This window comes from uncultured Bradyrhizobium sp. (assembly GCF_947648125.1).
GTDB lineage: Bacteria > Pseudomonadota > Alphaproteobacteria > Rhizobiales > Xanthobacteraceae > Bradyrhizobium.
Genome location: NZ_CANSMR010000021.1, coordinates 56519 through 78786, shown reverse-complemented (window position 1 = coordinate 78786; position 22268 = coordinate 56519). Strand labels below are relative to the sequence as shown.

Below are 22268 nucleotides of genomic sequence, written 5' to 3'. Positions count from 1 at the left end.
CATGACCCGGCATCGCGGACGCGGCATCGCGTCGGTCAATTACCCCATCGGCATGAATCTCGGCGGCGATCCGAGCCAGGCGCTGGTGCATTCCAACCCCAGCGGCAAGTTCACCGTCGCACTGTCCTCGATCGATCTCGGCCAGGGCATGAAGTCGGTGACGCGGCAGATCTGTGCCGAGACGCTCGGCGTGCCGGTCGAGGACGTCTATGTCGACACCGCGGATTCCGACACCGGCCCGCACTGCATGGGCTCGTTCGCCTCGCGCGGCACCCATCGCGTCGGCAACGCCGTGATGGCTGCGGCACGGGAGGCCCGCGGCGTGATGATGGAGGCGGCTGCCGAAGAGCTCGAGGTGAATGCCGCCGATCTCGAGACCGACGGCCGCGGCAATATCCACGTCAAGGGCGCGCCGCACCGCTCGATTTCGACCAAGGACGTCGCGATCGCCGCGCAGTTCAAGCAGGGCAAGACGATCTCCGGCCGCGGCATCTTCCTGGTGCCGCTCTCCGACGTCGACCCGGAAACCGGCGAGATGTCGCCGGCGACCTGCTATGCGCATGCCTGCCTCGTCGCCGAGGTCGAAGTCGACGACGAGACCGGCGAGGTCGACATGATCCGGATGGATTCCGCCTATGAGCTCGGCCGCGCGCTCAATCCGCGGCTGGTCGAGCAGCAGCTGGTCGGCGGCGCCTGGATGGGCGTCAGCCATGCGCTCTACGAAACGCCGGAGCCCTATTATCCGGAGCCGGTGCATGGCCCGCGCGATTTCGTCGAATACCTGATGCCGGGGCCGGGCGACATTTGCCCGCACGACATTGCGGTGCTGGAACGCCCGGCACCCGACGGCCCGTTCGGCGCCAAGGGACCCGGCGAGATGTGCGCCAATCCGGTGCTGCCCGCCGTTGCCAACGCGATCTTCAATGCCGTCGGCGTCCGGATCGACGACCTGCCGATCACGCCGGAGAAGGTGCTCCGCGCGATCCGGGCGCAGGGCGGCGCGCGGCCACAGCCGCGGCGCTGAGATCGCTCCATGCCGGTCCGCAGCAACATCGTCGGCATCGACAGCCCCGAGGCGCTGGAGAAGGCGCTGCGCGCGGCCTATTACCTTGCCGATGACGGCATTGCGACCGCCTCCTATCTCTCGCTCGCGCTCGGCAAGCCGCTGCTGCTGGAGGGCGCGCCGGGGGTAGGCAAGACCGAAGCCGCAAAAGCGATCGCCGCCGTGCTTGGCCGCAGGCTGATCCGCCTGCAATGCTACGAGGGCATCGACGCCGCCGCGGCGCTCTACGAATGGAACTATCCGCGCCAGATGCTTGCGATCCGGCAGGCCGGCGAAGAGAGCATCGACATCTACGGCGAGTCGTTCCTGATCGAGCGCCCGATGCTGGCCGCGTTGCGCGCGCCGGATGCGACCGTTCTTCTGATCGACGAAATCGATCGCGCCGACCAGGAGTTCGAGGCCTTCCTGCTCGAGTTCCTCTCCGACTTCCAGATCTCGATCCCGGAGCGCGGCACCCTGCGCGCCACCGAGCATCCCGTGGTGGTGCTGACCTCGAACCGGACGCGCGACCTGCACGAGGCACTGCGGCGGCGCTGCGTCTATCACTGGATCGACTATCCGAATGCCGAGCGTGAGGCGCGCATCGTGATGATGCGGGCCTCCAGCGTTGCCGAGGCCACTGCCCGCGCCGTGGTCGCGGCCGTGGGCCGGCTGCGCCGCGAGCCGCTGAGCAAGGCGCCGGGCATTGCCGAAGCGGTCGACTGGGCGGAGGCCGCGACCCTGCTCAACAAGGGCGGCGCACGCTGGCCTGATGCCTTCAAGCGCTCGATCGGCGTCGCGCTGAAGGACGAGGAGGACCTGCACTTCATTTCACCCCGGCTCGATGCGATCATCGCGGAGGCAGCCGCGTGAGCGACGATCTCAAGCTGCCGCGCGCCGCGCAGATCTTCGTCTCCTTTGTCGCGCTGCTGCGCGCCAACGGCTTCCTGGTCGCGCCGGAGCAAACGACGAGCTTCCTCGCCGCGATCGAGCTTCTCGGGCCCAGGAGTCTCGAGCACATCCGCCGGGCCGGGCTTGCCACGCTGGCGCCGCCGCCGGAGCGCCGCGCGACGTATGACCGGCTGTTCGACATCCATTTCCGCGGCGCTGAGGCGATCGAGCAGGCCGAGGGCGAGGACGAGGAGACCGTCCGCCTGCAGGAGGAAGGCCGCGGCGAGGACGAGCCGCCGCTCGCCGACGAGGCTAATGAATCCGGCCTCGCCGCGGCACGCGCCGAAGCACTGGTCGAGCGCCGCTTTGCCCAGACTGCAACCAGCGATCCGCTGCGCCGGCTGTCACGCGAGGCGGCAAAACGGCTGCCGCGGCGGCGCGGCCACCGGCGACGGCGCGCGAGGAGCGGCCCATTCGCCGATCTGCGCCGCACGCTACGTGACAGCGTGCGCAATGACGGCGAGGTGCTGCGGCTCGGCCGGATGCGCCGCCGCCAGCGCCCGCGGAAAATCTTGTTCCTGATCGACGTCTCCGGCTCGATGAAGGCGCGCACCGAGGAGAACATGCGGCTCGCGCACGTGCTAGTGCAGGCGGCCGGCAACGTCGAGGTCTTCACCTTCGGCACAAGGCTGACCCGCGTCACGTCAGCGCTGCGGCTGAAGCGCCGCGAGCAGGCGCTGAACGCGGCTTCCTTCCTGGTCAGCGATTGGGACGGCGGCACCCGCATCGGCGATGCGCTGCAGGCCTTCCTCGCCGTGCCCCGGTTCGGCGGATATGCCCGCGGCGCCGCGGTCGTGATCGTCTCTGACGGCCTCGAGCGCGGCGATCCGGCGGCGCTCCGCGATGCAGTTGCAAAGCTGTCGCGCCGGGCCTGGCGCGTGAGCTGGCTGACGCCGCTCGCAACCTCGCCCGGCTTCAAGCCGCAAACCGAGGCGCTGATCGCGATCCAGCGCTTTGTCGATGATCTCGTGGACGGCGGATCGAGCGCGGCGGTCGTTGCGCACCTGCTGTCGCTTGCAACAAGGAGAGCTGCGTGACCGGCATTGTCGACGGACATCATCACATCTGGCGTCAGGCCGATCTCGCCTGGCTGTCCGGCCCGATGCAGCCGCGCATCTTCGGCCCCTACGAGCCGATCCGCCGGGATTATCCGATCCAGGAGTATCTCGACGACCTCAAGGGCACCGGCGTCACCCGCTCGGTCTATGTCCAGACCAACTGGCCGAACGGCCAGTTCGAGGACGAGGCGGCCTGGGTACAGCAGACCGCCGATCAGCACGGCTGGCCGCACGCGCTCGTCGCCTATGCCGATTTCTCCGTCGACGACGTTCGCCCGCAGCTCGATCGGTTGAAACGTTATCCGCTGATACGCGGCGTGCGCATGCAGTTGCACTGGCACGAAAACCCGCTCTATCGCTTCGCGGCCCGTCCGGACCTTTGCACCGATCCCGTGATCCGGCGCAATGTCGGCCACCTCGCCGACTATGGCTGGAGTTTTGACCTGCAGGTGTTCGCGCCGCAGATGGCCGATGCCGCTGGCCTCGCCGCAGCCTGCCCCGGCGTGACGTTCATCCTGCAACATGCCGGGATGCCGGAGGATCTGTCACCGCAGGGCCGGGCTGCCTGGCGCGCCGGCATGGCGCAGCTCGCGCAGTGCCCCAACGTCGTGTCCAAGCTGTCCGGGCTCGGCACCTTCATCCACCGCAACGATGCCGCGCATATCGCCGGCGTCGTGATCGACACGGTCGCGATCTTCGGCGCGGACCGCTGCCTGTTCGGCTCGAACTTTCCGATCGAGAAGCTGTGGACCAGCTACCGCGATCTCATCGACGCCTTCAAGGCGGCCGCCGAGCGGCTCAGCCGCGAGCAGCGCGAGGCGGTCTTCAGCTCGACGGCGGCGCGGGTCTATCGGCTGGGGCCATAGGGGCGCCGCCGACACGAACACAACAACGAACATGAATTGGGAGGGCGAGCGATGCCGTTGGAGATCAAGATTCTGGACTATGGCGATATCGAGCTGGAATCGAGCTTTCTCGTGCTCGGGCACAATTGCGGCCGCACCCGCCGCGTGCTGACGCTCGGCTTTCTGATCCTCGGCGGCCCCTACCCCGTGCTGGTCGATACCGGCTACCGATCCAACCAGATCATGGAGACGCTCGGCATGCGCGGCCTCCAGTTCCACGAGAACATGATCGAGAACCAGCTCGCCCGACACGGCGTGCGGATGGGCGACGTCCGTTTCGTCTGCCACACCCATCTGCACATCGACCATGCCGGCAAGGACGATCTGTTCCCGATGAACACGACTGTCGTAGTGAACCGCAAGGAGCTGGAATATTCCGTCTCCGGCCTGATGCACCCGCAATATCCCGCACCCGACATCAAGCACCTGATCGACCGCCTGCACACCAAGAGCGCGCTGCGGTTCCTCGACCTCGAGATCTCCGGTCCGGTCGAGCTGATGCCGGGCGTCTATTGCGATGCCGCCAACGCCCATACCGAAGGCTCGATGAACGTCCATGTCCATACCGCCGACGGCATCGCCACGATCTGCGGCGACGTGATCTATGATTTCAACGACCAGATCGTGACACCCTTCAACGAGATCCAGGACGCCGAGCCGCGCACCACCGGCAACCACGGCACCAGCAAGCGCGCCGAGAAGGCCGCGATCAAGAAGCTGCTGTCGAGCTCGCGCTATCTGCTGCCGGTGCACGATCGCCCGGCGAAGATCGAGGGCGGCATGGTGGTCGGCCGCCTGCACGACCAGGTGCCCGGGCCCGTCGTGCAAAGCCTGCCGCAACGCAGCTGGTTCCCGGCATAACCGCAGAGGACGAACGCGATGACGCATGTCACGCTGCGCGCGGAGTTCGAAGACCTGATCGATCCGTATGCACCGGTTGGCCAGGTCGGAACGGGCTTCGATTTCACGGAAGGACCGATCTGGCACCCGATCGATCACTTCCTGCTGTTCTCCGACATGCCGGGCGATGTGCGCCGGCGCTGGGACCCGCGGCGCGGCGTGGTCGAGGTCAAGCGTCCGTCGAACAAGTGCAACGGCATGACCTATGATGCCGACCTCAATCTGATCGTCTGCGAACACGCGACCTCCTCGCTGATCCGCGAGCGGCCCGACGGGCGGCGCGAGGTGCTAGCCTCGCATTACGAGAACCAGGAGCTCAACAGTCCGAACGACGTCTGCGTGCATTCCTCCGGTGCGATCTATTTCTCCGACCCATGGTACGGCCGGATGCCGGTCTATGGCGTCGAGCGGCCGCGCCAGCTCGGCTTCCAGGGCGTCTACCGCGTGCCGCCCGGAGGCGGCGCCCCGAAACTGCTGGTCGACCGTTATCTGTTCGAGCAGCCGAACGGGCTATGCTTCTCGCCCGACGAGCGTATCCTCTATGTCAACGACACCGTGCAGGCGCTGATCCGCGCCTTCGACGTCGCCGCCGACGGCTCGCTCGGTAATCCGCGCGTGTTCGCCTCCGGCATCCGCTCCGAGCTCGAGCCCGGCCTACCCGACGGCATGAAGTGCGACCAGCGCGGCAATGTCTGGGTCACCGCGCCCGGCGGCGTCTGGGTCTATTCGCCAGACGGTAATCTACTCGGCAAGGTCCGCCTGCCCGAGCTCGTCGCCAACCTCGCCTGGGGCGGTGCCGATTTCCGCACGCTCTATCTGACCGCGACCCATTCGGTCTATGCGATCCCGACCAAGGTCGGGCCGCGCAATGAGCCCTATATGAGCGGCAAGCGCGGCGGCGCGAGCGCCCCATCGTCTACACCTGCGCCGAACCTGACCGCCGGCGAGATGCAGATCGATCCGCAACGTTGCGCAATGATCATCCAGGACTTGCAGAACGACGTCATCATGGAGGGCGGCGCATTCGCCGAGTCCGGTGCACCGGCCCATGCGCGCCAGCAGCATGTCGTCGAGAATGTCCGCCGTGTCGCCGAGGCTGCGCGGGCGCGCGGCGTCGCCATCATCCACGTCTGGTTCGTGGTCGAGCCGGGCGCGCCCGGTGTCACGTTGAACGCGCCGCTGTTCGAGGGGCTGGTCGACAGCAAGGCGATGGTGCGTGGCAGCTGGGGCGCGGCGCCGGTCTCCGGGCTCGAGCCGCGTCCGGGCGATTTCGTGGTGGAGAAGATGCGGATGAGCGCCTGGGAGGGCACGCGGCTCGAGACCATCCTGAAGGCCACCGGCCGCGACATGATCATCAACACCGGGGCCTGGACCAACATGTCGGTCGAGCACACCGCGCGCACCGGCGCCGACAAGGGCTATTTCATGATCGTGCCGGAGGATTGCTGCTCGACCATGAATGCCGATTGGCACAACGCCGCGATCAATTTCGCGCTGCAGAACGTCTCCGTCGTGACCAATGCCGACACCGTCATCAAGGCGCTTGGCTGAGGAGGTGCAGTGCCGAAGCTGCTGCATCTCGCCTGCTCTCCCCGCTCCGATTCGGAATCGGCGGCCGGCGCGCACGTCTTTCTCGATCGCTTCCGGGAGGTGCGGCCGGATTGGGAGATCGACGCGATGAACCTCTGGCGCGAGCCGTTGCCGGAGTTCGAGGGCTATCTGCTCGAGGCCAAATACGCCCGAATCGGCGGCAAGAGCTTCACCAATTCTCAGCAAGATGCCTTCGCGGTGGCCGAGCGCCTGGCGCTGCGGCTGTCGCTGGCCGATCGCGTGCTGATCTCGACGCCAATGTGGAATTTTTCCATCCCCTACAAGCTCAAGCAGTGGCTCGACGTCATCATCCAGCCCGGCCTGACCTTCCGCTTCGATCCGGCGTTAGGTTACCTGCCGTTGCTCAAGGACCGCCCGACGGTCGTGATCATCGCCAGCGGCAGCGACTTCATCACCAGCATGAACCGCAGCCGCATCGACATGGCAACGCCCTATCTGCGCGAAGCGCTGCGCTTCATCGGCATCTGCGACGTGCGCTTCGTGCCGATCGGCCCGACCACCGGGCCTGCGGAGCCGATCCGCACGGCCCGCGAAGCCGCGCACCGCCGGCTCGCGGAGATGGCGGGGCGGTTTTGACCTGCTCTCGCCACATCGTCGTCCCTGCGAAAGCAGGGACCCATGACCACCGGGTTGCATTGCAGGAGTGAGCTGTGGCCCCAGCGCAGCAAAGCAATTCGCATTGGTGGCTATGGGTCCCGGGTCGCGCTTCGCTTGCCCGGGACGACACCAAGTTTGTTGCACGGCCGGCGGACACATATCCGCATTCTCGCGACACTAACCCTACGCTTCCGCGACGGGAAAGCGGAGCCTGCACAACAGTCCCGGCGCGTTGTCGCGCAATTCGATGCGTGCGCCGTGCAGGCTCGCGACCGCCGCGACCAGGCTGAGGCCGAGGCCGTTGCCCGGTGTATAGCGGCTCTGCTCGAGCCGATAGAAGCGCTTGAAGACCTGATCGTGCTGTTCGGCGGGAATGCCGGGACCGTTATCGGCGACCGAAATCACCGGCCCGCCCTCGTCATTGTCGCAGGTCACGGTCACCCGTCCGCCCGGACGGCCGTGCTTGATGGCGTTGTCGACGAGATTGGCGATGGCGTCGAACAGAAGGTCGCGATCGCCGGTGACCAGCACCGCCGGATCGCCTGCAAGGTCCAGATCGGTGGTGACCTCCTCAGCGGCGGCATCGTAGAGCTCGACCACCTCGCCGGCGATCTCGACCAGATTGACGGTGCGGAACGCGCCCTTTCGGGCCCGCGTCTCGATCTCTGAAATCCGCGTGATCGATGCGAACATCCCGAGCACCGCGTCGAGATCGGCGATGGTGTCGCCGATCAGCGCCGCATCGCCCTCCCCGTTGCGCGGGGCGTGATAGGCCTTCTCGAGCCGGCCGCGCATGCGGGTCAGCGGCGTGCGCAGGTCGTGCGCGATATTCTCGCTGACCTGCTTGACGTCGCCCATCAGGGTCTGGATCCGATCCAGCATCAGATTGAGGTTCTCGGCGACGCGATCCCATTCGTCATGACTGCCATGGAGCGGGATACGCTGGTCGAGGCCCGAGAGCATGATGGCGCGACTGGTCGCATTGATCGACTCGATCCGGCCGACTGTTCGCCGTGTGACCCCGATGCTGGCGGCAGCCGCAAGGCCGATGATCAGCACGACAACCGCGATGCCCGCGGCCCTGATCTGCGCCATGAAGCCGTCGAGATCGCTGATGTCGCGGCCGACCAGCAACCGATCACTGCTCGGCAGGGTCTTCGTCACGGCGCGCACGAGCGCGGTTCCCGAAGCGGACTGTGGCAGCGAGGTTCGGAATTCCGTCCATCCATCCCCAACGGTGTCCGCCGGCCATTGCTTGAGATTTCCTGCCAGCACCACTGAGCTGGGGCCAATCAGCAGATAAACCTGATCGGCAAGACCCTTGTTTGCGATGCGTTGCGCGATCAGCGCGGTCAGGCCATCGCGGCCGGACCGCGCATAGGCATCGTCGAGGCTTGCCTGCTCGGTCATGATGGCGCGGTCGGACCTGTCGCGCACATAGGACAGCGTCGACCAGTAGACATAGGCGAAGATCACGGACACGATGAGGCCGAACGTACCGATGGCGATCAACGCCAGGCGAAACGTCGACGATCTGAGGGTTTTAGCCAGGAGCACGGAGGCAGTACCCGATGCCGCGGATCGTGTGGATCAGCGGATAGGCTTGCTGGTCGTCGACCTTGCGGCGCACCCGGCCGACATAGACATCGATGATGTTGGTCGAGGGATCGAAGTGCAGGTCCCAGACGTGCTGCAGCAGCATGGCGCGCGACACCACGCGGCCTTCGTTGCGCGCGAGATATTCGAGCAGCTGAAACTCCTTGGGCAGCAGCGGAATTTTCCGGCCGCCGCGGCTCGCCGTCCGCGCGATCAGATCGACCGCGAGATCGCCGACCCGCAGGATGGTCTCCTTGGCAACGGTCTCGCTGCGGCGTCCGAGCGCCTCCAGCCGCGCCAGCAGCTCGACAAAGGAAAACGGCTTGACCAGATAGTCGTCGCCACCGGCGCGCAAGCCACGCACGCGGTCGTCGACTTCGCCGAGCGCGCTGATGATCAGGAACGGCACCGCGATGCCGTCGTCGCGCATCTGGCGCATCACCGTGATGCCGTCGATGTCCGGCAGCATGCGATCGATCGTGATCACGGCGTAGTCGCGTGCCGCCCCCTGGCTCAGCGCCTCGCGGCCGTTCGCAGCCAGATCCACTTCATAGCCGCTGGTGGTCAGCTCCTCGACGAGCTGACCGGCGGTCTCCGGATCGTCCTCGACGACGAGAATGCGGCGGTGAGCTCCGGTCATGTTCTTGAACTCTCCGAGTTGTCCTGAACTCCCCGAGTTCTCAAACTCTCCGAGCGCCCCGCAACGGTCGCCGCCAGACTATCCCATTCCGGGGCTGGATGGAACGCCTGGCGACGACCGCGACAACGGTGCGGTTCGTTGGGCGATCACCAATAGTCCCCGCACACATTGACCCATTGCAGCCCATACGACGTCCATACCCTGCGGTAGCAGCCGTCATAGTAACCGGCATAGATGGCGGGCCCGCCGAAGAAGGCGAAGCGATGGAAGCGGTGATGGTGGTGGAAGAAACCGCCATGATGGAAGAAGTGCGAGCCGTGGAATCCGGCGCCGGCGAATCGCGGCCCGAACGCCGGTGCACCGGCGAAGCGCGCGCCGCCAAAATGCCCACCGGCAAAATGTCCGCCGCCGCCCATGGCGGCGAACGCCATACCTCCACCGCGCATGCCGCCGCCGAAACCACCGCCATGCATTCCGCCGCCAAAACCGCCACCGTGCATGCCGCCGCCCATCGCGGCACCAAAACCGCCGCCATGGCCGCCGCCGAAGCCGCCACCGCCGTGCCCACCGCCACCGCCGCCACCACCTCTGGCGAAGGCTACGGGTGCAAGCGCAACGCTGACGGCGAGCGTCGCCGCCGTGAGAACCGTGAAGAGCCTGTTCGTCATGAAATCCTCCCTGATTGGGACCGCGGCGAACCTCGTGTCGCCGCATGCAGAGCATGACCACAAGACGCAAGCGTGAGGCCGACTTCAACTGACAAATGCGCCAGATTCTGACGCCGGATTTAGGATTGGCGAACGCGCCGGCTCGCGCAGCAAATGGCTGGATCACGGGCCGCGACTGCGTTGGCCGAGATCGACGGACATTTGGCTGGAATCAGCGGGTAGCGCGCGTTGAATCGATCCGCCGGGTTTCTTAATCCTGCGCTCATCCAAGAAACGACGTCGTCGCGGCAGGATCGTAGACGCGGTTCACAATTTGTCGATCACCGGGTCCCCCCGTCGCGCCGGCCGTAACCCATCCGCGATGCAATCGTCTTTCACCCGGCTTGCCTCAGGGCCGGAACGACGAGTGCTGACTTCCAGCAAGGAGCTTTCGATGAACGACGAGACCAAAAGACCATTTCTGACCCACGCCTCCGGCGCCCCCGTTGCCGATAATGTGAACATCATGACGGCGGGCCCGCGCGGGCCGGCGCTCATGCAGGATGTCTGGCTGATCGAGAAGCTGGCGCACTTTCACCGCGAAGTGATCCCGGAACGTCGGATGCACGCCAAGGGCGCCGGCGCGCACGGCACCTTCACCGTCACCCACGACATCACGCGCTACACCAAGGCCAGCATCTTCTCGCAGATCGGCAAGCAGACGCCGATGTTCGCGCGGTTCTCGACCGTTGCCGGCGAGCGCGGCGCGGCGGACGCCGAGCGCGACATCCGCGGCTTCGCGCTGAAATTCTACACCGACGAAGGCAATTGGGACGTGGTGGGCAACAACACGCCGGTGTTCTTCTTCCGCGATCCCCTGCGCTTCATCGACCTCAACCACGCGATCAAGCGGCACCCGCGCACGGGGGTGCGCGACCCCGACATGAATTGGGATTTCTGGACGCTGCTGCCGGAAGCGCTGCACCAGGTCACCATCGTCATGAGCGAGCGCGGCATCCCGAGGAGCTTCCGTCACCAGCACGGCTTCGGCAGCCACACCTACAGCATGATCAACGCCAACAACGAGCGCGTCTGGGTTAAATTCCATTTCCGCACCGAGCAGGGTGTCCAGAACTTAACCGACGCCGAGGCCGAGGCGCTGGTCGGCAAGGACCGCGAGAGCCACCAGCGCGACCTGTTCAACAGCATCGAGCGCGGCGACTTCCCGCGCTGGACGCTGTTCATCCAGGTGATGACGGATGCGCAGGCCAAGGCCTTCCCGTTCAACCCGTTCGATCTGACCAAGGTGTGGCCGAAGGCGGACTATCCCTTGATCGAGGTCGGGCACTTCGAGCTCAACCGTAACCCGGAGAACTTCTTTGCCGAGGTCGAGCAGGCGGCGTTCGCGCCCGCCAATGTCGTGCCCGGCATCGGCTATTCGCCGGACAAGATGCTGCAGGCCCGCCTGTTCTCCTATGGCGACGCGCAACGCTACCGGCTCGGCGTCAACCACCACCAGATCCCGGTCAACGCGCCGAAATGCCCGTTCCACAGCTACCACCGCGACGGCGCGATGCGCACCGACGGCAATCTGGGCGCCACGCTGACCTATTGGCCGAACAGCCATGGCGAGTGGACCGACCAGCCGCAGCTGAACGAGGCGCCGCTCGAAATTTCAGGCGCGGCTGCGCACTGGGATCATCGCGTGGATGACGACCACTGGCAGCAGCCGGGCGACCTGTTCCGCAAGATGAATGCTGACCAAAGGCAGGCGCTGTTCGACAACACCGCCCGCCAGGTCGGCCAGGCGTCGAAGCACATCCAGGAACGGCATGTTGCGAATTGCAGCAAGGCCGATCCGGCCTACGGCAAGGGTGTGGCGGAGGCGCTCACGCGGTTTGCCGCGGGTAAGTTGTAACGCGCGCCGCCTTTGGTCCCGTCATCGTGAGGTGCGCGCGGAGCGCGCCTCGAAGGATGAACGGCCGCACTCGGGCCCGTCGTGCTTCGAGACGGCCGCTCCGCGGCCTTCTCAGCATGACGGGAACGGAATTGCGCCGGCACCGCGGACCTAGGTCGGCTTGCCGCGCCCGCTCTTCTCGGCCGCCCGGCGTAGCGCCTCGGCGAGCGCGCCGCCGCCGGACTGCTCCTGCGGCTTGCGCGGAGCCGACGACGTCATCTTGGCGGAGCCGCGCGAGAAATCGCGCGACGGTCCGGCATTGTCCTTCTTCGGCCCGACCTCGTCGTCGAGCCGCAAGGTCAGCGCGATCCGCTTGCGCGCGACCTCGACGTCCAGCACCTTGACCTTGACGATGTCGCCCGGCTTCACCACCTCGCGCGGATCCTTGATGAAATTCCTGGACATCGCCGAGATGTGTACCAGGCCATCCTGGTGCACGCCGATATCGACGAAGGCGCCGAAGGCGGCGACGTTCGTCACGGTGCCCTCGAGGATCATGCCCTGCTTGAGGTCCTTGACCTCCTCGACGCCGTCCTTGAACACCGCCGCCTTGAACGCCGGACGCGGATCACGGCCGGGCTTCTCCAGTTCGCGCAGAATGTCGGTGACGGTCGGCAGACCGAACGTATCGTCGACGAAGGATTGCGGCCTGAGCCCGCGCACCACGTCGGCATTGCCGATCAGCGCCTTGATGTCGCTCTTGGTCGCTTCGAGGATACGACGCACCACCGGATAGGCCTCCGGATGCACGCCGGATGAATCGAGCGGATCCTCGCCATTGCTGATGCGCAGGAAGCCGGCGCACTGCTCGAACGCCTTCGGCCCGAGCCGCGGCACCTCCTTGAGCGCCTTGCGCGACTTGAACGGGCCGTTGGCGTCGCGATGCTGCACGATGCTCTGCGCCAGCCCCTGCCCGATGCCGGACACCCGCGAGAGCAGCGGCACCGAGGCGGTATTAGCATCGACGCCGACCGCGTTCACGCAGTCTTCCACCACGGCATCGAGCGAGCGCGCGAGCTTGGCCTCGCCGAGATCATGCTGGTACTGGCCGACGCCGATCGCCTTCGGTTCGATCTTGACCAGCTCGGCCAGCGGATCCTGCAGGCGCCGCGCGATCGAGACTGCGCCGCGAATGGTAACGTCGAGGTCGGGCAGTTCGCTCGAGGCGAAGGCGGAGGCCGAGTAGACCGATGCGCCGGCTTCGGAGACCACGATCTTGGTCATCTTGCGCTCGGGTAGCCGCTTCACGAGCTCGGCAGCGAGCTTGTCGGTCTCGCGCGAGGCCGTGCCGTTGCCGATCGCGATCAGCTCGACGCCATGCTCGATCGCGAGCTTGCCGAGGATGGCCAGCGCCTCGTCCCAGCGCCGTTGCGGCTCGTGCGGAAAGATTGCCGTGTGCGCCACCACCTTGCCGGTGGCATCGATCACCGCGACCTTGACGCCGGTGCGATAGCCGGGATCGAGCCCCATGGTGGCGCGCGGACCGGCTGGCGCCGCCAACAGCAGGTCGCGCAGATTCGAGGCGAACACGCGCACCGCTTCGGTCTCTGCCGCGGTCCATAGCCGCATCCGCAGGTCGATGTTGAGATGGATCTGGATCTTGGTGCGCCAGGCCCAGCGCACCGTCTCGGTCAGCCACTTGTCGCCCTTGCGGCCCTGGCTCGAGATCGCAAAGCGGTTCATGATCCTGAGCTCGTAGAGGCCGGGCACGCCGACCGCCGGCGCCTCGGCTTCCGGCTTGATCGCGAGGTCGAGGATCTCCTCCTTCTCGCCGCGGAACAGCGCCAGGATGCGGTGCGACGGCAGCTTCGGCAGCGGCTCGGAGAAATCGAAATAGTCCTTGAACTTCTCGCCCTCGGTCTTCTTGCCGGTACGGACGGTCGAGGCCATGATGCCGTTCGACCACATCTCCTCGCGCAGCGCGCCGATCAGGTCGGCATCCTCGGCGAAGCGCTCGACCAGGATCGCGCGCGCGCCGTCCAGCGCGGCGGCGACGTCGGCGACCTGCTTCTCGGCATTGACGAAGGGAGCCGCGGCCTCGTTCGGATCGTTCTGCGGTTGCGTCAACAGCTGATCGGCAAGCGGCTCGAGCCCGGCCTCCTTGGCGATCTCGGCCTTGGTGCGGCGCTTCGGCTTGTACGGCAGATAGATGTCTTCCAGGCGGCCTTTGCTGTCGGCAGCTATGATCTGGGCCTCGAGCGCGGCATCGAGCTTGCCCTGCTCGCGGATCGAGTTGAGCACCGCGGTGCGGCGCTCCTCGAGCTCCCGCAAGTATGTCAGCCGCTCTTCCAGCGTGCGCAGCTGGGCGTCATCGAGCGCGCCGGTGAGCTCCTTGCGGTATCGCGCAATGAACGGCACCGTGGCGCCGCCGTCGAGCAGCGTCACCGCCGCCTCGACCTGCTCGTCGCGAACTCCCAGCTCCTGCGCAATCTGATGATGGATCTTTGCCACGCCTGTCTCTCTCACCCCGTTGCGCCGCCAAATCACCGATGGCGCGGACGCCGCTTATGGACCATCCCGGAATGATTCATCAAGGCGCGCTGTGGATCAAATTTGGCGCGCCGCACGCGCTATTTCCGGGATGTTGGCCGTCCGCGGCTTGACAAATAGACCCGCGCCGCATTGCCGCCGAAAATCGCAGCTCTTGCCTCACTTGACAAATCAGCAAGCAGGCTCTCTGCGGCTGCGAACCAATGTGCATAGCCGCCGGCGAGGTTGACGACGGGCCAATCGCTGCCCCACAGCATGCGCTGCGGGCCGAAGCATGTCAGTGCATGATCCACGGCCTCGCGCAAATCGGCGACCTGCCAGTTCGGCGCGGCCTCCGTCGCCAGGCCCGACAGCTTGCAGACGACGTTGGACCGTGCGGCAAGGCTCGCGATGTCGTCCTTCCAGGCCGCGATGTCGCCGGTTGCGAGTTGCGGCTTGCCGAAATGGTCGAGCACGAATTGCAGGTCCGGATGGCCATCGACCACCTGAACGAGCCGCGGCAAATGGCGCGGCAATACCAGCGCGTCGAACACGAGGCCGTACTGCGCCATGGCCTCGAGCGGCGCGGCCAGTTCCGGCCGCAGCAGCCAGTCGTCGTCGGCGATGTCCTGCACCATCGGCCGCAGGCCGACCAGCAGCTCGCGCCCGGCGATCGCATCGATCCGCGCCGCGGCGTCGTCGGCATCGAGGTCGATCCAGCCGACCACGCCGCGTACCAGCTCCGCGCCTTTGGCGACGTCGAGCATGAACGCCGTCTCCGCCTCGGTCGGCGCCGCCTGCACCAGGATCGTGCCGTCGATGGCGGCCGCGGCGAGGTGCGGCATCAGGTCGGCCAAGCCGAAGTCGCGGTAGATCGGCCCGCGTTCAGGCGTCAGCCAGCCGTAATCGGCGCGCGAAAGTCGCCACACATGGTGATGGGCATCGATCCGCGTCATGCCGGCACCGGCGCGTGCTGGTCGAGCAGCCCCTCGGCTTTCAGGTCGCGCCAGAGCGCGGCGGGGACGGGCGACGACAATGCGGCGGCGTTGCGCTCGACCTCCTGCGGCGTCTGCGCGCCGAGCACGACGCTCGCGACCGCCGGATGGCCCAGCGCGAAATGCAGCGCGGCGGTCGCGAGCGCCACGCCGTGCGCGCGGCAGACGCGCTCGATTGCCGCCACCTTCTGCATCACGTCGGGCGGCGCGTCCTTGTAATTGTACTTGGCGCCGGCAACTGCGCCGGTCGCCAGGATGCCGGAGTTGAACACGCCGCCGAGCATCACACCGATGCCCTGGGCTTGCGCGAGCGGCAGGAATTCGGCAAGCGCCGGCTGCTCCAGCAGCGAGTAGCGGCCGGCGAGCAGCATGGTGTCGAACGTGCCGGCCTTGGCGAAGCGCACGCACATCTCGGCCTCGTTGACACCGATCCCGATCCCCTTGACCACACGCTCGGCGCGCAATTTGTCGAGCGCGACATAGGCGCCCTCCATCGCCTCGCGGAACCTGGCTTCGATCGCATCGGCACCATGGGTCCAGACGTCGACGTCGTGGATCAGGAGCAGGTCGATGCGATCGGTGCCGAGCCGCAGCAGCGACTGCTCGACGGAGCGCATGGTGCCGTCATAGGAATAATCGACCACCGCGCGATGCGGCGCGCCGCCGACGAAGTTCGAGCCGTCGCCGCGGCCGTGGAACGCGTCCATCCACCGCCCGACCTTGGTGCAGACGACGATGTCGTCGCGCGCCACGCGGCGCAGCGCGGTGCCGCAGCGATGCTCGGCGAGACCATGTCCATAGAGCGGTGAGGAATCGAGCAGATTCACGCCCAATGCAAACGCCCGCTCCGCTGCTGCGATCGCGGTGGCGTCGTCGAGCCGCGCAAAGAGGTCGCCGAGCGGCGCAGTGCCGAAGCCGAGAATGGAGACATCGAGCCCGGTGCGGCCAAGCCTGCGGCGCGGCAGTGCCGCGCGACCGGAGGGTTGTTGTTGGGTCATTGGAGTCTCCCACCTACGTTTCTTGTTAGCCCCTCCCACGAGACTATCGTCGTTGACCGGGATCGTGAAGGGACCTTGGTCACCAACTGCGCGGTGAGGCTCATCGCACACACGACGCATCGTTAAAATGCGATCGACAACTTCACGTTGCCTATCGGTTGGAAATGGGCTATGGGAGCGCTCCGCAATTCCAATGCAGGAGGCGACGTTGTTCAGGTCTGCACGCTTCCCGGGTTCGCCGCGCGATAATTGACGCGGGTCCCGGGATCGAATCCCGGGTGAAATCGCAACGCCCACACGCAATCCAGTCTGCCGCGGGCCTTACGGCTCCGCGCTCGCGGAACCATATCATGACCTTGCCGCTTCTGCTGGCCTCTCGTCGAGTGGCCACACGCTCTGCGCTGCTCGAACGACAGCTGCGGAGATATCACCCACACGTTCAGGGAAGAATCCGCGCGCTGGCCGTGCGGCACACGCGTCTTGCCGACCTTGCTGCAAGCTTTCCTGCGCTGCTGTTTGCGTTAGCCGTGCCGGGGACCGGGCTCGATCCTGCGCGTGCGCTCGCACGCGTCATCGATGGCCAGTCCCTCCCGGATGCCGCAGCCGCGGCGCGCATTCCGCTGTGGCTGCGAAGGCTTCCGCCGGAAGCGCTCACACGTCCGATCACGGCACTTCCCGATGGCGAGTTGTTTCGCCGGCAGATCGCGAACCACCTGCCGCGATCGCCGAAGCTCGCGCCGATCTGGCTGCAATCCGTCGCCACGGTTGCCGAAGTCGCGCACGCGCAGGCCGCCGTCTGGATCGCGCGCGAGCTAGTCCGCGCGCCGCCGCGTACCGATCCTGCGCGATTGCGGCTCGTCAGCCTGTGGGCGTGGTTCTCTAGCCAGCCGACCACGCTGGGACATACGCTGATCGACCGGAGATGGACACCGAACATGCAGATCGGCTCGGCGCTCGCTGCCGCCGAGGCGTGGCACACAATGATTGTCCTGCATGTCAGCCTCGGCTCGCAGGAGATCGCCGACATGTGGCTGCAGCCGGGCCACGTTGACGGTTACGACTTCGTCCCGCTGAACTCGACCACGGATATCTCGGACGAAGCCGACGCCATGCAGAATTGCCTGCGCAGCTACGGCACCAATCTCGCCCACAATCGCTCGCGGCTCTGGAGCGTCAAGCGATGCGGGCAGCGCATCGCCACCCTGAAGGTTGCAGTCCGCTTCGACGATCCACTACCCGGGGTCGCCGAGCTCAGGGGCATCCGAAACACCGCCGTGCCGCGCGAGGTTTGGTGGGCAGCGCGCCAATGGCTGCATGCGCACGACCTGTTGCGGATCGACATGGCGCAACGCAAATGGGGCGCTGCATCTCTCGACCGCCCGACCTGGCGCGCGATCTGGCGGCCATACTGGCTCGCCAAGCGACAGATTCCGGAATGGCTGCCGCTCGCCCCGTCGCGCAGAGCGCTCAATGCGCTGTGAAGCACCTCCGCCGTTGCTGCGCTGGTGCTACCGGTCGGTGACAATCCCCTTGGTCACATTATCCACCACCACGGGACTTTCGAAATAAGTCACCGTCGGATCGGCGCCGTATTTCTCACGGGCGCGGGCGCGCCAGGCATCGGTGTACAGCGCTTCCGCCTCGCCCCGCGAATTCCAGAAATAGATGCCGCCGGCCGTCATGCCGTCCTCGGACAGCACATAGGTCTTGCGAAACAGTCCCTGGACGCCGCGATAGATCGGCGCGGTGCTCAGGAAGATGCTGCGCGCTTCCTCGCGCGTGATCGGCTTTGGCAAGCTGAACGTCGTGATGGCGGTAATCATCCCGGTCTCCTGTGTCATCATTCTTGACATCATCGTCAATCTTAACGATAGTGTCAAGAATAGCTTGATGGAGCGAAATCACATGGTAGGCGTGCGGCAGTTCGACGAGGACAACGTGATCGCAACCGCGCTCGACGTGTTCTGGCGCAAGGGCCTGCACGACGCGACCATGCAGGACCTCGCGGCCGCGACCGGCGTGCAGCGCGGCAGCCTCTACAACGCCTATGGCGACAAGGAAGCGATCTTCCTGCGCGCCTTCGATCAATATGCCGCGCAGTTCCTCGAAGCGGCGGGCAATGCGCTGGCCCACCGCGACACGACCACCGCTCTGCGAAGTTTCTTCGACATGATCATCGTCAACATGACCGACGGCTCGCCGGCGCGCGGCTGCCTGACCACGCGCACGGCGCTCGATGCGGGGATTTCGAGCGCCGCGGTGCGCCAGCGCGTGCAGGATGTGCTGGGCCGGCTCGAGCAGCTGCTCGGCAAGACCCTCGGCGCCACGCCGGGCGGACGGCGGGCAGCCGACGCCCACCGGCTGGCGCGGGTCATCGTGACCTTCACGCGCGGCCTCGCCGTGATGGAGCGCGCCGGCTACAGCCGAAAGCAGTTAAAGGAGTCAGCCGCGACTTTTGTCGACGCGGTGGTGGGCGCCTAAGCGAGATGCTGGTCGACGTTCGGGGAGGAATCATCATGACGGACCGAAAGGGCGGCTGCCTGTGCGGCGCGGTGCGCTACGAATTGAAGGCCGAGCCGCGCGGCATCGCGATCTGCCATTGCACGCATTGCCGGCGGCACAGCGGCAGCCTGTTTTCCTTCAACCTCGTGATCCGCGAGGCTGACTACCGGCAGTTCGGCGAAACCGCCGTCTTCATCGATACTGGCGACAGCGGCCAGCCGGTGCATCGCCATTTCTGTACGACCTGCGGCTCGCCGATCCTGGCGAAGACGGCACTGATGCCGGGCAAGGTCGTGGTGAAGGCCGGCACGCTCGATGACACGGACGGGTTGCAGCCGCAGATCGAGATCTACACCGACCACGCCGCCACATGGCTCGCGCCGGTCGCAGGCACCACGCGCTTTGCGCAGAATGTGTGACGGCCGGGCTCTCCACGCTCAGCGCGGCGGCTTTCGCGACCAAGCCCCGACAAAGGTCGGCAGCGCGAACACGCCGTTCGCCGCAACCGCTTCGGCCCGCAGCCGCTCGGCAAAGCTGTCCAGCGCGAGCTCGGCCTCGGTGGCGACGCCAAGCTTGACGATGTGCGGCTGATTGCTGCGCATTCCGCTCGCCATGTAGTCATAGCCGTCGAAATCAGCGCCGCCGCCCACGGGCGCAAACAGACTCATGCGCGGCGCCGCAAGCCCGGCTGCGATAAAGATGCCATGCAGCGCGAAGCCCATGCGATTGTTCAAGCCCGCCCGCGCGAACATCTCCTTTACATAGCCCCACGCCTGCGACAGCAGCGGCGACGGCGGATTGGCGATCGGCCCCTCGCCCCAGTCGAGGTCCTGGAACGCCACGATGCCATCGGGCTTGACGTGGCCAAGCAAGTGCCGAAGCAGCGCCGCGGGATCCTTCACATAGATCAGCACGAGCCGGCCGACGACCGCATCGAAATCCCGGTCGAGCTCGATCGTGTTGATGTCACCGACCTGGAACGAGACCTGGCTCAGGCCGAGCGAGCGTGCCGTGCCTGCCGCTTCCTCGACGATGGCGGGGTTGCTGTCGACCCCGACGACCGCCCCGCTCTCGCCGACCAGGCCTGCGGCGATGAACGACACGCTGCCGGCTCCGCTTCCGACGTCGAGCACTTTCATGCCGCGCGAGATCCCAGCCTCCTTCAGGAGCTGCCATGTCGACGCATCGTAGAGCTGCGACTGGCGCTTGAGCCGGTCTGTCTCCGCGGTCGAGCGCCCCATCACATAGTTCGGATCGTAGCCGGACGTCTCTTGCATGGATCTACCCGTCTTCGGTTCGTGAAGGGAGGCGGCCGCGCCCGTGCTCACGCCGGCTGCAGGTTCGACAGGAATGCTTGCAGATCCGCCGCGAAGCGTTGCTCGAACGCGATGGAGCGGTGGGGTGAATGGCCGCATCCCTCATAGCGAACGATGTCGGCACGCGGATTGTCGTGCGCGAAGCGCGCATCGTGGTCCTCCAGCAAGGCCGCCCCACATCCAGGATCGGCCTGAATGATCCTGACGGGACAGAGGAATTCCCGCCCGGTCGGAATCGCCGCAAGCACGGAAGTCGCAACGTTTCCGTCCGCCCAGCACCGCCCGTCTTGCCGCTGCAGCGCTGACGCATGGCTCAACAGATGACGGGAGTTGAAATGATCGCGGCCGATCCCGCCCATGGGCGTCGGAGAGTCCGCAAGGAACGCCAGGTAGGAGCCGAGTGGTGCGCGCGCCTGCTGCCACGCAGCCTGACGCGCGCTGACGATCGAAAACAGTTTTGGGAATGCCGATTTCTCCCACTCGCCCGGCTGGCCAAGATACCACGGCGGGTCTTCGAGGAAGGCGGCGCGCACGTTGGCATGACCACTCTGCGCCAGCACACCGGCAACGCAGCCGCCGAGCGAGTGCCCGACGATCACCGCCGGACGCCCGATCGCGGCCAATGCGGTCTCCGCGTCCGAAACATAATCGGCGAGCGCGTAGCCCGGGGCCCGATCCGAGTGCCCGTGTCCCCGGAAATCCAGGGTCCAGACCCGATATCGATCCTTCAGCCGACCGCCGAGTTCCTGCCATGTGTCCCGGCTGAGCGACAGGCCGTGCAGAAACAGGATCGGTTCACCGTTCGTCGGGCCATCGAGCGAAGCAGCAAGTCTGACGCCGTCATTGTCGAGCGAAATATGGGTCACCGAACATCTCCGTTGCGAAATACCATTAGCATCAGACTCCGGCCGGCTGGCTTGCAGTTCGGCGCGAGCTGCCGTCCGCCGATCTCAGCGTTCGATCTGCCGGAACTTGTCTGTGAGGCCGTCGAGATAACCGACCCAGGTCGAATTGATCGGCTGGTTCTCGATCAGCGCGTGAAAGCGGATCATCATGCAGATCAGGAATAGCGGCTGGATGAATGCCGCGCGCACCGTCACCGCCAGCAGGGCGGCGATGACGACGGTGACCATGGCGCCATACTCCCTGACAGCCTCCGGCAACCAGACCGTCGCCACGCCGGCGGGGACCAGCAGCAGCAGGCAAAGCAGGATGCTCAGGATCCGCTCGACGATGACCATCCAGACCGACGTCGTCAGGATCGGCTTGGCGTTCTGGCAATAGTAGACCAGTCCGTCCTGGATGTTGCGCCTCGGATCGTCGCCGCCGCGCGCCAGATCGTAGGACAGCACCACCTTGTCCAGATAGCGCGTCGCGGCCGACAGGATGGTGTTGAGCAGACCGACGATCGCCTTCATGCCGGGCGCCGGCAGCCAATCGCCAAGCGTATCGAGCGCATTGTGAAACGCGCGCAGCACGGCGCGGATCAGCGCGCCAAGCCCGAACAGGACCGCGACCTCGCCGAACCGGTCCATCACCATCCGGCGGCCGTAGGCGAACTGCCCTTCGGTGCCGTTGCCGATGCTGCCGCGGGTGATCAGCTCGGTCAGCACGGCGACATGGCCGCAGGCGATGATATGAAGCGTGTAGCGCAGGATGGCACCCCAGATCCATCCGCCGAGCAGCAGGATGCCAAGCAGCCAGCAATAGCCGAACACGCTGGCGACATGGGTGCCGAGCCACACCGCGCCGCCGACCGCGACCACGGCCCAGATGGCGCACGCCGCGGCAAAGGCCAGCAGCACGCCCCAACGCGCCAGCGCATAAGGCAGGGTCTCGAGCAACAGCTTCAGCGCGGTGCCAAGACCGTGATCGCGCACCAGCAGCGGGTAGGAGTGGGACGGTCCTTGAGACGGTCCTTGGGATTGTCCCGCGGCGTGCCAATCGGCTGAACCGTCGCGGCCGCTGCCATTGCTCAGGCTTATGTCAGACACGTGTTGCCTCTCGTTGGCTCTTGGGTTGCCGTGATCGATCGAAATCGGATTCAACGGTATCGTGGTTGCGGGATCAGCTCGACGCGGTGA

General features: G+C 66.2%; 21 protein-coding genes. 11 read left to right on the top strand and 10 right to left on the bottom strand.

Translation table 11 applies throughout. The annotated features are described in order from the left end of the window. Nucleotide 1 precedes the first annotated feature (1 nt). From Q0030_RS29475 to Q0030_RS29445, 7 genes are read left to right on the top strand one after another with little or no spacing between them, the layout of a single operon-like run. Nucleotides 2-1024 (top strand): molybdopterin cofactor-binding domain-containing protein, encoded by a 1023-nt coding sequence (locus Q0030_RS29475; protein WP_173641092.1) that lies wholly within the window; start codon nt 2-4, stop codon nt 1022-1024. Between the two features lie 9 nt (nt 1025-1033). Beyond that, nucleotides 1034-1915: a MoxR family ATPase gene (locus tag Q0030_RS29470; protein ID WP_298375176.1), complete on the top strand. Its 882-nt coding sequence runs from the start codon at nt 1034-1036 to the stop codon at nt 1913-1915. Beyond that, a complete protein-coding gene (locus tag Q0030_RS29465; protein ID WP_298375173.1) occupies nt 1912-3030 on the top strand; it encodes a VWA domain-containing protein in 1119 nt (372 codons plus the stop codon). Before Q0030_RS29470 ends, Q0030_RS29465 begins: the two co-directional genes overlap by 4 nt. Further along, nucleotides 3027-3917, top strand: a complete 891-nt coding sequence (locus Q0030_RS29460; RefSeq protein WP_298375170.1) for an amidohydrolase family protein — start codon at nt 3027-3029, stop codon at nt 3915-3917. Before Q0030_RS29465 ends, Q0030_RS29460 begins: the two co-directional genes overlap by 4 nt. A 51-nt stretch (nt 3918-3968) precedes the next feature. Beyond that, nucleotides 3969-4817, top strand: a complete 849-nt coding sequence (locus Q0030_RS29455; RefSeq protein WP_298375168.1) for an MBL fold metallo-hydrolase — start codon at nt 3969-3971, stop codon at nt 4815-4817. Nucleotides 4818-4835: 18 nt separating this feature from the next. After that, nucleotides 4836-6407: an isochorismatase family protein gene (locus tag Q0030_RS29450; protein WP_298375165.1), complete on the top strand. Its 1572-nt coding sequence runs from the start codon at nt 4836-4838 to the stop codon at nt 6405-6407. Nucleotides 6408-6416: 9 nt separating this feature from the next. Beyond that, nucleotides 6417-7043 (top strand): NAD(P)H-dependent oxidoreductase, encoded by a 627-nt coding sequence (locus Q0030_RS29445; RefSeq protein ID WP_298375162.1) that lies wholly within the window; start codon nt 6417-6419, stop codon nt 7041-7043. A 204-nt stretch (nt 7044-7247) separates the two neighbouring features. Here Q0030_RS29445 and Q0030_RS29440 read toward each other — a convergent pair whose 3' ends face one another. The 3 genes from Q0030_RS29440 to Q0030_RS29430 form a co-directional block, all read right to left on the bottom strand. Continuing rightward, entirely contained in the window at nt 7248-8621 is a 1374-nt protein-coding gene (locus Q0030_RS29440; protein ID WP_298375159.1) for a HAMP domain-containing sensor histidine kinase, read from the bottom strand. Further along, nucleotides 8608-9300, bottom strand: coding sequence for a response regulator transcription factor (locus Q0030_RS29435; RefSeq protein WP_298375158.1), 693 nt, complete (start codon nt 9298-9300; stop codon nt 8608-8610). The genes Q0030_RS29440 and Q0030_RS29435 overlap by 14 nt, the downstream gene beginning before the upstream one ends. 146 nt (nt 9301-9446) lie before the next feature. Continuing rightward, the gene (locus tag Q0030_RS29430; RefSeq protein WP_298375155.1) at nt 9447-9968 is read right to left on the bottom strand and encodes a hypothetical protein; all 522 of its coding nucleotides are present in this window, start codon (nt 9966-9968) and stop codon (nt 9447-9449) included. A 433-nt stretch (nt 9969-10401) separates the two neighbouring features. On the opposite strand from Q0030_RS29430, the gene Q0030_RS29425 reads away from it, so the two are divergent. After that, nucleotides 10402-11865 carry a catalase gene (locus Q0030_RS29425; RefSeq protein ID WP_298375152.1) on the top strand — a complete coding sequence of 488 codons (1464 nt, stop codon included), beginning with the start codon at nt 10402-10404 and terminating at the stop codon, nt 11863-11865. A 150-nt stretch (nt 11866-12015) separates the two neighbouring features. On the opposite strand, the gene Q0030_RS29420 is transcribed toward Q0030_RS29425, so the two are convergent. From Q0030_RS29420 to Q0030_RS29410, 3 genes are all read right to left on the bottom strand, one after another. Beyond that, nucleotides 12016-14355: a Tex family protein gene (locus Q0030_RS29420; protein ID WP_298375150.1), complete on the bottom strand. Its 2340-nt coding sequence runs from the start codon at nt 14353-14355 to the stop codon at nt 12016-12018. Between the two features lie 119 nt (nt 14356-14474). Continuing rightward, complete coding sequence (locus tag Q0030_RS29415) at nt 14475-15329, bottom strand: amidohydrolase family protein (protein WP_298375148.1); 855 nt, start codon at nt 15327-15329, stop codon at nt 14475-14477. Continuing rightward, the gene (locus Q0030_RS29410) at nt 15326-16366 is read right to left on the bottom strand and encodes an aldo/keto reductase (protein WP_298375146.1); all 1041 of its coding nucleotides are present in this window, start codon (nt 16364-16366) and stop codon (nt 15326-15328) included. The genes Q0030_RS29415 and Q0030_RS29410 overlap by 4 nt, the downstream gene beginning before the upstream one ends. A gap of 464 nt (nt 16367-16830) precedes the next feature. Here Q0030_RS29410 and Q0030_RS29405 point away from each other — a divergent pair, with 464 nt between their 5' ends. After that, entirely contained in the window at nt 16831-17847 is a 1017-nt protein-coding gene (locus Q0030_RS29405; protein ID WP_298375144.1) for a hypothetical protein, read from the top strand. A 27-nt stretch (nt 17848-17874) separates the two neighbouring features. On the opposite strand, the gene Q0030_RS29400 is transcribed toward Q0030_RS29405, so the two are convergent. After that, complete coding sequence (locus tag Q0030_RS29400; protein WP_298375142.1) at nt 17875-18189, bottom strand: monooxygenase; 315 nt, start codon at nt 18187-18189, stop codon at nt 17875-17877. 82 nt (nt 18190-18271) lie between these two features. Here Q0030_RS29400 and Q0030_RS29395 point away from each other — a divergent pair, with 82 nt between their 5' ends. Both Q0030_RS29395 and Q0030_RS29390 read left to right on the top strand, forming a co-directional pair. Next, the gene (locus tag Q0030_RS29395; RefSeq protein WP_298375140.1) at nt 18272-18847 is read left to right on the top strand and encodes a TetR/AcrR family transcriptional regulator; all 576 of its coding nucleotides are present in this window, start codon (nt 18272-18274) and stop codon (nt 18845-18847) included. 35 nt (nt 18848-18882) lie between these two features. Continuing rightward, on the top strand, nt 18883-19287 hold the full coding sequence (locus tag Q0030_RS29390) for a GFA family protein (RefSeq protein WP_298375138.1): 405 nt from the start codon (nt 18883-18885) through the stop codon (nt 19285-19287). 18 nt (nt 19288-19305) lie between these two features. Here the strand turns inward: Q0030_RS29390 and Q0030_RS29385 are convergent, their stop codons facing one another. The 3 genes from Q0030_RS29385 to Q0030_RS29375 form a co-directional block, all read right to left on the bottom strand. After that, complete coding sequence (locus tag Q0030_RS29385) at nt 19306-20145, bottom strand: class I SAM-dependent methyltransferase (RefSeq protein ID WP_298375136.1); 840 nt, start codon at nt 20143-20145, stop codon at nt 19306-19308. Between the two features lie 47 nt (nt 20146-20192). After that, nucleotides 20193-21050, bottom strand: a complete 858-nt coding sequence (locus tag Q0030_RS29380; RefSeq protein WP_298375135.1) for an alpha/beta hydrolase — start codon at nt 21048-21050, stop codon at nt 20193-20195. An 84-nt stretch (nt 21051-21134) separates the two neighbouring features. Beyond that, nucleotides 21135-22178 carry a hypothetical protein gene (locus Q0030_RS29375; RefSeq protein ID WP_298375133.1) on the bottom strand — a complete coding sequence of 348 codons (1044 nt, stop codon included), beginning with the start codon at nt 22176-22178 and terminating at the stop codon, nt 21135-21137. Between the last annotated feature and the right edge of the window lie 90 nt (nt 22179-22268).

What these genes read in the sequence shown, in the direction of transcription:
- Q0030_RS29475 (WP_173641092.1), top strand. Translation starts at nt 2, where the DNA reads ATGACCCGGCATCGCGGACGCGGCATCGCGTCGGTCAATTACCCCATC.
- Q0030_RS29470 (WP_298375176.1), top strand. Translation starts at nt 1,034, where the DNA reads ATGCCGGTCCGCAGCAACATCGTCGGCATCGACAGCCCCGAGGCGCTG.
- Q0030_RS29455 (WP_298375168.1), top strand. Translation starts at nt 3,969, where the DNA reads ATGCCGTTGGAGATCAAGATTCTGGACTATGGCGATATCGAGCTGGAA.
- Q0030_RS29450 (WP_298375165.1), top strand. Translation starts at nt 4,836, where the DNA reads ATGACGCATGTCACGCTGCGCGCGGAGTTCGAAGACCTGATCGATCCG.
- Q0030_RS29435 (WP_298375158.1), bottom strand. Translation starts at nt 9,300, where the DNA reads ATGACCGGAGCTCACCGCCGCATTCTCGTCGTCGAGGACGATCCGGAG.
- Q0030_RS29430 (WP_298375155.1), bottom strand. Translation starts at nt 9,968, where the DNA reads ATGACGAACAGGCTCTTCACGGTTCTCACGGCGGCGACGCTCGCCGTC.
- Q0030_RS29425 (WP_298375152.1), top strand. Translation starts at nt 10,402, where the DNA reads ATGAACGACGAGACCAAAAGACCATTTCTGACCCACGCCTCCGGCGCC.
- Q0030_RS29415 (WP_298375148.1), bottom strand. Translation starts at nt 15,329, where the DNA reads ATGACGCGGATCGATGCCCATCACCATGTGTGGCGACTTTCGCGCGCC.
- Q0030_RS29410 (WP_298375146.1), bottom strand. Translation starts at nt 16,366, where the DNA reads ATGACCCAACAACAACCCTCCGGTCGCGCGGCACTGCCGCGCCGCAGG.
- Q0030_RS29400 (WP_298375142.1), bottom strand. Translation starts at nt 18,189, where the DNA reads ATGATTACCGCCATCACGACGTTCAGCTTGCCAAAGCCGATCACGCGC.
- Q0030_RS29395 (WP_298375140.1), top strand. Translation starts at nt 18,272, where the DNA reads ATGGTAGGCGTGCGGCAGTTCGACGAGGACAACGTGATCGCAACCGCG.
- Q0030_RS29390 (WP_298375138.1), top strand. Translation starts at nt 18,883, where the DNA reads ATGACGGACCGAAAGGGCGGCTGCCTGTGCGGCGCGGTGCGCTACGAA.
- Q0030_RS29385 (WP_298375136.1), bottom strand. Translation starts at nt 20,145, where the DNA reads ATGCAAGAGACGTCCGGCTACGATCCGAACTATGTGATGGGGCGCTCG.